Annotated in this window: 5 protein-coding genes; all 5 read right to left on the bottom strand. The window is 71.3% G+C overall.

Going from position 1 to position 8,947, the window contains the following annotated elements; translation table 11 throughout:
- Positions 1–1,636, bottom strand: a 1,636-nt coding sequence (locus tag D7Y11_RS21940) for a serine/threonine-protein kinase (protein ID WP_233607356.1), incomplete at its 3' end; no start/stop codon positions are given.
- A 20-nt stretch (positions 1,637–1,656) separates the two neighbouring features.
- Positions 1,657–4,455: a protein kinase gene (locus tag D7Y11_RS43370; protein ID WP_158624447.1), complete on the bottom strand. Its 2,799-nt coding sequence runs from the start codon at positions 4,453–4,455 to the stop codon at positions 1,657–1,659.
- A gap of 100 nt (positions 4,456–4,555) precedes the next feature.
- Entirely contained in the window at positions 4,556–4,879 is a 324-nt protein-coding gene (locus D7Y11_RS21925) for a hypothetical protein (RefSeq protein ID WP_120578020.1), read from the bottom strand.
- A 190-nt stretch (positions 4,880–5,069) separates the two neighbouring features.
- Positions 5,070–8,024: a choice-of-anchor D domain-containing protein gene (locus D7Y11_RS21920; protein WP_126934678.1), complete on the bottom strand. Its 2,955-nt coding sequence runs from the start codon at positions 8,022–8,024 to the stop codon at positions 5,070–5,072.
- A 208-nt stretch (positions 8,025–8,232) separates the two neighbouring features.
- A complete protein-coding gene (locus tag D7Y11_RS21915; protein ID WP_120581342.1) occupies positions 8,233–8,886 on the bottom strand; it encodes a phosphatidylcholine/phosphatidylserine synthase in 654 nt (217 codons plus the stop codon).
- Positions 8,887–8,947: the final 61 nt, after the last annotated feature.

Raw genomic sequence — 8,947 nt, 5'->3', positions numbered from 1 at the left:
GCGGTGGGGTCGCCGCCGGGGCCGGGGCCTGCGCGGGCGGCCTCCCCTGCTCCGCGTCCCGGGCACCGGTGTTCGAGCGGGCCACGGCGAGGACGCCCACCAGACCCGCGAGCCCCACCACGGCGGCTCCAGCCCACAGGGCGCGCTTGCGGTTCGGCGCGACGGGAGGCCCCGGCTCGGTGGCGGAGACCGTCTCGAGCTCACGGTCGTCGGCGCTAGAGCGTTCGTCGGCGGCGAGCGCGACCCGGCGTGCGGAGGCGGTGTCGGACTTGCGGCTCGAGGACTCCGCCCGGCGCGCGGAGGCGGATGACCGCGAGCCTCCGTCCACGGAACGGCTCGCGGACGCACCGGCGTCGTCATCAGCGGAGCCGGCCCAGGCCATGGAGTTCTCGTCGCTCGGGGACGCATCCCGGGCGGCGGGGACCTCGCGGGATTCGCTGCGCCGGGCGAGCGGCGCTTCCCTTCCCATGGACTGCAACGGCATCTGCGGCGTGGGCTGCGGAGGACGGCCGTTCGGAGCCGGGTCGTCTCGCGACAACACCAGCGTCGTCCCGTGGCGGTCCTCGTCCGGCGAAGCGCCCCGCTTCGCTCCCGAGGCGTGCTCGCGCGACGGCATCACCGCCGTGGGTTCGCGGGGCGGCGCTCCGGCGGCGGGCAGCGCGCCATCCTCCAGCGCGGTGCGCTCCGGGAGCGCGGGCAGCGCCTGGTTGCTCGCCGCGATGGGGAACAGCGGCCGGACGAACGCGCCCACGTCGGTGTCGTCCACGGAGCGGGCGTGGTTCAACACGCACTGCGCCAGCGCGCGCTCCAGCTCTCCCGCCGTCTGGAAGCGCTTGGACAGGTCTCGCTCCAGCGCGCGGCAGATGACGGCGTCCAGGTCCGGCGGCACGTCCGGGTTGAGGCGCGCGGGCGGCACGATGGTGCTCTCCTGCACCGCGCGCAGGACGGCGATCTCCGAGTCCCCCTGGAACAGGCGCCCGCCGGTGAGCAGCTCCCACAACACCACGCCCAGCGCGAAGACGTCGGTGCGCACGTCCACGCTCTCGCCCCGGGCCTGCTCGGGGGACATGTACGCGAACTTGCCCTTGAGCACGCCGGGGTTCGTCAGCTTGTTGCCCGCCTTCGCGATGCCGAAGTCGGTGAGCTTCACCGCGCCGTCGTAGGACACGAGCACGTTGTGCGGCGTGACGTCCCGGTGCACCAGGTTCAACAGCTCGCCGTTCACCCGCAGGCGGTGGGCGTAGTGCAGGCCGCGCGCGACCTCCGCGCCGATGTGCGCCACCAGCACGGGCGGCATCGGCGTCATCGCCTCCTTGCTCCGCTTGCGCAGCTCCCACAGCGAGCAGCCGCGCACGTACTCCATCGCCAGGTAGTAGGTGTCCTCGTGCTTGTCGAAGTCGAAGATCTGCACCACGTTGGCGTGGTTGAGCCGCGAGGCCAGCCGCGCCTCCGCGATGAACATCTGCACGAAGTCCGGGTCGCTCGCGAGGAATGCCCGCACGCGCTTGATGACGACCTCTTTCTCGAAGCCCTCCGGCCCGCGCGCGGTGCACAGGAAGATCTCCGCCATGCCCCCTTCGGCGAGCTTGCGGCGCACGACGTACTTGCCGACGTGGGTGCCTGCCTCGAGCGTCACGGAAGGGTCCAAGGCCACGCCTACTCGAACTTGACCGTCACCACGTTGAGGTCGATGGGACGCACCTCGATGCGGCGGCTGACAGTGCGCTTCAGCTCGGGGTTGGTGAACTTGCAGTCATACGAACCCACGCCCAGCTTCACCGGCTGGAACGGCGTCTCCCCCAGCTTGCGGCCGTTGCATGACACCTCCGCCCAGGGCGTCACCACGAAGCTCACCGACGCGGCCCGCTCCGCGGCGCGCGCGGCTTCACGCACCTCCGCCGTGGCCACGGGCGTCTTCACCACCGGCGCGGGAGCCTGCGCGACAGGGGACTCCTGGGCCTGCTTCACTTCGGGGGCCGCGGCGTCCGGCTCACGGGGAGCGGCCGCGCCGGAAGGTCCGACGCCGGGCTCCGGTGTCGTCGAAGCCGGCGGCGCCGACGCGGGCGGCTCCGTGCCGGGCTTTCCGGACGACGGCATCGGCACGAGCTTCAGCGGCCCCACATCGAGCCGGCCGGACGGCGGGATGACGACCTGCGTGCGCAGCTCGCGGTAGCCTTCCTTGATCAGCACGACCCAGTAGCGGCCGGGCTTCACCGTCGGCAGCGTCAGCGGCGTGCGCTCCGGGAGCACCCGGTCCTCGAAGACGACGCGCGCGCCCGCGGGCTCGGACTCCACGTGCACACCGCTGGCGCCGGGGCCCAGGCTCCACACGAGGGCGACGCCCACCAGGATCGCGACGAGCACGATGGCGGCGTACAGGAGCCCCCGGCGCTTGGGCGGCTCCACGGCGGACTGCTCGGTGAGCGTGCCGGTGCGGGCCGACGGCACCCACGCGCCAGGCATGGGCGCGCGGGACGCGGAGCGCGGCGCGGTGGACGCGGTCATCTCCTCGATGGTCGCGTGGGGCGCGGGCACCGGGAGCCGGTGGCCACGGTGTTCACCGGACGGCGTGGGCCCGCCCGGACGGGGGGCTGGAATCTCGGAGCGCGGCACGGCGCGCAGGTCCTGCGTGGGGCCCTCGTCCACGTCCGCGCGGGAGACCGAGCGCATGTCCAGGGTCGAGTCGTCCTCGTCATCCCGGGTCAGCGTCGCCGTCAGGGAGCGATGATCCAGCGTGGGACCGTCCTCCTCGATCTGGAACGCGCCGGAGATCTTCCCCTGCGTGTCCACCATCGCGAGCGTGGGACCGTCCTCTTCAATCTGGAACGCGCCGGAGATCTTCCCCTGCGTGTCCACCATCGCGAGCGTGGGACCGTCCTCTTCAATCTGGAACCCGCCGGAGAGCTTCCTCTGCGTGTCCACCATCGCGAGCGTGGGACCGTCCTCGTCCTGCGTCACCGTCGGGAGGGACGGCTCCTCCAGGCGAACCGGCCGGGTGCTCCGCGAGGGCGGTGACTCCAGGGCCCGCCGCGAGCCCGTCATGCCCCGGGGGGCCTCGGCGTTGCGGACCTCGGAGCGGGGCTCCGGCCGCGCATCGACGGACCGGGCCTCCACTCGCGGGTCCGCGTTACGGACTTCCGAGCGAGGCTCCGGACGGGCATCGACGGCGCGGGAATCCACTCGCGGATCCGCGTTGCGAACCTCGGAGCGGGGCTCCGGGCGGGCGTCGACGGAGCGGGCCTCCGCGTTGCGCGCGTCCACCCGCGCCTCCGCGTTGCGGCCTTCTGGACGGGTGTCCGGGCCCCGGACCTCCGAGCGAGCCCCACCCGCCTCCGCGTCCTCGCGGCGCGCCTCCACCTTCCCACTGGGACGGCTCGACCGGTTCGGACGCAGCGTGGTGGTGGGCTCGTTCTCCGTGCGCCCCGGCGCCGTCGCGGGCCGCATCGCGGAACGGCGCGGCGCGGGCGGCGGAGCCCCCCCCGCCTCCTCGTCCGTCACCTGCACCTCGCCGGAGCGCGCCTCCTCCGTCAGGCGGTCCGCGTACAGCTCCCCCATGTACCCGGCCAGGTCCGCCGCCGTGCCGCACGGCTGCGGCTGCGACGCGAGCCACCCCTCCAGCGCCCACTGCAGCTCCTGCGCGTGCTGGAAGCGCGCGTCCGGCTCCTTCGCGAGCGCCTTGAGCACGATGGCGTCCAGCTCCGCCGGCACCCGGGGCGCCACCTGCGAAGGCGCCGGTACGTTGCACTCCGCCACCGCCGACAGGGTCAGCATGTCGCTGTGGCGCTTGAAGAGGCGCCCCCCGGTCAGCAGCTCATGCAGCACCACGCCCAGCGCGAACACGTCCGAGCGGCGGTCCACGCGCTGCCCGGCGGCCTGCTCCGGCGACATGTACGAATACTTGCCCTTGAGCACCCCGGAGCGCGTCACGGTGGCCTGATCCGCCGCCTTCGCGATGCCGAAGTCCACCACCTTCACGCCACCGTCGAACGTCACCAGGATGTTCTGCGGTGACACGTCCCGGTGGACGATGCCCAGCGGGCGCCCCGCCGCGTCCGTCTTCTTGTGCGCGTAGTCCAGGCCCGCGCACGCCTCCAGGAGGATGCGGCACACCAGGGGCACCGGCAGCGGACGGCCCGCCGTCTCCGAGCGCTTCCAGAGCCGGCGCGCGTCCACGCCATGGATGTACTCCATGGCGATGAAGAAGGTGTCCGCCTCCGCGCCCAGGTCGTAGATCTGCACGACGTTGGGGTGAGCGAGCCGGGCCGCGATCCGCGCCTCGTCCAGGAACATCCGGACGAACTCGTCGTTCTCCGACAGGTGCGGGAGGATCCGCTTCAACACCAGCAGCTTGTCCGGAGCATCCGAACCTGGCCGGCGTGCGAGGTAGATCTGCGCCATGCCGCCCGTGGCGAGGCGCTTCAGGAGCTGGTAGCTGCCGTAGGTTTCGATGGACACGGCCGGACGCGAGGTGGCGAACCCCAAGCGTAAGCGGCCGGGCCAGGGGAATCAAACATCGAATCCCCCTGGGCTTTTTCCGGTTCCACCGGGCGTGTGCCTAGCGCCGGGCGGCCCGGACCTCGCGGGTCTCCCGCATCAGGGCCTCCAGTTCGTCCAGGTGCCGCTTGAGCACCGGCATCAGCACCGGGGCCGCATCTACCCGGTCGAACAGGTCCAGCACCCGGTCCACCTTGCGCTCGATCTCCTGCGCCCTCACGGGGCTGATGCGCCGCAGGAGCATGTCCGCCCCGGCCTCCATCAGCACCCGGGCCACCGCGTTCCGGTCCGCCAGCGGCTCCTGCTTGCGCTGCCCCTCTCCACGGATGACCCGCAGTCCCGGCGCACCGGCGCGCGGAGAGGACTTCAGGGGCTCATCGGGCATCCAGGTGCTCACAGCGCCTCCAGGGCAACAGCGTGCAGACGCTCCGCAGGGTACACACCGAGGGAGCGCCTCCAATTTTCTGGTCATCCGCACAGGCAGATGCAGTGCTGTAGCACCGGGGTCTGACACCCCCGTTCGGGGCCGGATGGCCGGCCCGTCACGGGGTCCACACCCACAGCTTCTTCACCGTTCAGTCGTTGGCGCAGGCGCGGCGGTAGGTGATGGCCACCTTGGAGCCCGGCGGCGGCACCACGCTGAACACCACGCTGTTGGACGCGGCGTCATAGGTCCACCCGCTGGGGGTGGCGGTGCCGTTGACGGTCACCACCACCGTGCCCGCGTCGGGCTCCTCGCTCAGCGGGAAGCGGTCCTGCGCGCTGAACGCCTTGCTGGCCACCTGCCGGAGCAGCGGCGCGTAGTCCGCCGCGCAGACGTTGAGCACCTCGCCGCCCGTCTGCGCCGCCGCGTCCGCGTACCGGGTGCCGGTGCCGCCCGCCGTGGCACAGGACGTCTTGGTGGGCGCGATGGCGAAGAACGTGGCCCGCTGCGGCTGGTTCTCACCCTTGCGCTGCTGCGCCCACTGCACGTACGTGGAGACCGCGTCCGGCGAGTGGTCGTCCTCGTCGCCCACGAACACCACCACCAGCGCCGCGGAGTCGCGCAGGAAGCCCGCGTTGCCGTCGTTGGCCAGCGGCGTGCGCGGATCATCCACGTTGTTCACCAGCGGAGACGTGAGCGCGCGGCGCATCGCCTCAAAGCCCTGCTCCACCTGGGCGCACTGGCCCACCTGCACGTTCTGCTGGAGCACCTGCGTCACGTTGGCCGTGCCCAGGGTGAGGATGCGCTGGCGGCTGTTGTCCGCCGGGAAGAAGCGGCCGGCCTCGCCACCCAGCGCGCCGCCCGGGCACGCGCCGGACACCGCGGAGATGCCCGTCGTCGTCACCGCCATGTTCACGTCCACCGCCTTGTTGCGCGCGGCGTCCACGAACGCGGGGATGGCGGACACGAGCTTCGGGTGCTCCTCCACCATGGACGCCGTGTTGTCCACGACGAACAGCACGTCCACCTTGCTCACGTCCTGCTGCACGAAGGTGTCCGTCTTGTCCGTCTTCTTCGACGACTCGCCGATGAGCGGCACCATCAGCGGGATGGGCAGGTCGCTGGAGTCCACGAAGAGCGGCGACAGGTTCATGCCCGTCACCTGCGCCAGGTAGTCCACCCCCACCGTGAAGGACTCACCCGGCGCAAGCTGGAACGCGGGCGGCGCCGGGTGGTCCAACAGCTCGAACTCCGTGTCCGTCGTGCCCGGCCCGATGAAGACGTTGGACACCGTGATGGGCGTGGTGCACGCGTTGAGGTAGTTCACCTCGCGCGGCGCCGGGCGGCAGTCCTTGCGGCCCAGGCCGAAGTCCAGGTACCAGGGCGACGCCACCAGGCACGTCTCCTGCGAGTTCGCCATCAGCGGCACCTGCCGCACCGGCGTCACCGGGTTGTACTGCTCCACCTGCAACTCACCGATGAAGTTGCCGCCGGTGAAGGGCGCCTGGAACGCCACCTGGAAGCTGAACCAATCCCCCGGGTAGATGATGCCGCCGAAGAGCTCGCCGCCGGGCATCTTGAACACGCCGCCGCCGTCGTTGGCGACGCGGATGTTCTTCACGGGGCACAGGTCCGTGCCCTTGTTCTCCAGCTTCACGCCCAGCACCGCGCCGCGGCCCGGCGGGATGGTGCCGAAGTCCACCAGCTCCGGCGTGACGGTCAATTCACAGGGCGCGTGCGCCTTCGCGCTGCCGAAGAAGTCCAGCTGCACGGTGGCCGCGGAGAACGCGCTCGTGGTCATCACCAGCGCGCCGGACGCGCTGCCCTCGCGCATGGGCTCGTAGAAGACCTCCAGGTTCAGCTCGCCGTTGGCCGGCAGGGTGAACGGCAGCGTCACCGGCTTGTTGTTGAACTGGAGCTGGGCGCCCGTCGCGTCCGGCGTCCAGTCCAGCGTGTTGATGGTGAGCGGCCCCGCGTTGTCCGTGCCGCAGTTCTTCACGTTCACCACCACGCGCACCTTGGAGCCCAGCGGCTGCTCGCCGAAGTCGTACATCATCGGCGACACGCACAGCTCGGACGCGCCGCCAAAGCCGCGCAGCGGCACGGGCAGCGTGGGGTGGCGCTTGCTCACCACGGTGTAGACGGCGCGGTCCGTGGCCGCGCCCATGTGGCCGGGGCTGTAGCGGATTTCAAAGGCGCGCACCTCTCCCGGCTGGAGCACCAGCGGCAGGCCCGTGTTGTTCTGGCTGAAGGACGCGTCCGTGCCATCCAGCATGAGCGACGTCACCGTCACCGGCTCCGTGCTGATGTTGCGCAGGCTGGAGGCCTTGATGGCGTCGCGGTCCACCGGCACCGCGCCAAAGTCCACCACCTCCGGCTCCGCCACCACCGCGCGCTCCAGCGACTCCGCCGTCACCTGCACCGGCACGTCCGCGCACCCGTGGCAGGGCGAGATGGCCAGCGCAACCTGCTTCTTGCCGACCTTCACCGGGTTGAAGGTGAGGGGCAACTCCACGCGCTCGCCCGGGTTCACCGTCACCGGCGCCGCGATGAATTCATCCTTGTCCGCGCCCACCAGCTTGGGCGTCACCATCACCGGCAGTTCCGTGGGGTTGTCCAGCGTCACGCCCAGCGTCTTGGTGGAGTCCGCCTCGATGCGGCCGAAGTCCAGCGCGCGCGGCGTCACCCGCGCCCACGCGTCCACGCCCGCGCCGTTGAGGGGAATCCGCATCAGCGGCTCGATGCGCGTGTCCGAGCGGATCACCAGCACCGCGGGCAGACCGCCCTGCGCCAGCGGCGCGAAGCGCACCTTCAGCGTGCACTCGCTGCCCGGCACCAGGCTGTGCGGGCCTTCGTGGGTGAACTCCGCTTTGTAGGCGCCCTCGGGCCCCTCCACCCAGGCCTCGTCCACCGTGATGCGCGCGCGGCCCACGTTGCGCAGCGTCACCGTGGATTCGCGAGCGTCGAAGACCGCCACCCGCGCGAAGTCGACGCCACCTGGCGTCGCCGTCAGCCGGCCGTCCGCGAGCGACGAGCGCTCCCGGTCCGCGCAGCCCGACAGCAGTCCCACCATCACCAAACCCAGCAGGCCCCAGCGCCCCGTCATGGCACCCACCCGTCCCTCCCCGCCTCGCCCAAAAGCCTTGAAGCCGCGAACGCGGCCACACCTTCCGGGTGTGGCCCTCGCGGATCAGGTGGCGAAGCTAGGCACCCACCCCGGGACTGCCAACCACCTCACCGTGGGAAAAACAGGGGAACTGCCCTCCAGAACGTCCACTGGATGGCACCACCCCCGCCCACCCCGGCGGAAGACTTCAGAATTTCGGAATCCGCAACGTCTTGCTGATCATCGCGCTGCCGCTGACCACGTAGAGCAGCGCCAGCGGGTGCAGTTGGAGCGGGCCCAGGTTCCACACCCCGCCCCACAACGCGTCTCCAATGCGGCCCTGCCAGGTCGCCACCGCCAGCACCATCACCAGCACCAGGCTGGTAGGGATGGGGGTGCCCTCGAAGTACTTCACCTTGCCGGTTCCGTCGGACAGCTCCGCGGACGTGACATTGAAGCGCGCCAGGCGGCTGATGCCACACGCGACGAAGTAGAGCAGCGCCGCCACGTCCAGGTTGCCGCGCAGGCCCACCGCGAACGCCAGCGCCGCGGGCGCCATGCCAAAGGAGATGACGTCCGCCAGCGAGTCCAGGTCCGCGCCCAGCGGCGACTTGCGGAAGCGCCACCGGGCGATGCGGCCGTCCGCCACGTCCATCGCCAGCGCCACCGGCATCAGGCAGAACGCCACCCACAACCAGCGTGGGTTGTTGGTGGCCAGCGACTGCATGGCCGCCAGGATGGCCCCGGCGCCGGAGAAGCCGTTGCCGAGCGTGACGAAGTCCGCCAGCACGAAGGTGCGAATCATGGAGAAGTGGCGGCGCTGGCGGCGCGCCGCGGGCGGCGACGAGGGCTCGGACGTCATGGCTCACATGTAACACACACCGTCTTTCCGGCTTTCCCAAACCCACGACGCAACGCATCCG

The organism is Corallococcus sp. AB018 (genome assembly GCF_003986945.1).
GTDB lineage: Bacteria > Myxococcota > Myxococcia > Myxococcales > Myxococcaceae > Corallococcus > Corallococcus exiguus.
The sequence above is the reverse complement of the archived record's forward strand: the minus strand, read 5'-3'. Positions and strand labels throughout refer to the sequence as shown.

Coding starts and splice junctions, on each gene's coding strand:
- D7Y11_RS21920 (WP_126934678.1), bottom strand. CDS start 8,024: ATGACGGGGCGCTGGGGCCTGCTGGGTTTGGTGATGGTGGGACTGCTG.
- D7Y11_RS21925 (WP_120578020.1), bottom strand. CDS start 4,879: ATGCCCGATGAGCCCCTGAAGTCCTCTCCGCGCGCCGGTGCGCCGGGA.
- D7Y11_RS21915 (WP_120581342.1), bottom strand. CDS start 8,886: ATGACGTCCGAGCCCTCGTCGCCGCCCGCGGCGCGCCGCCAGCGCCGC.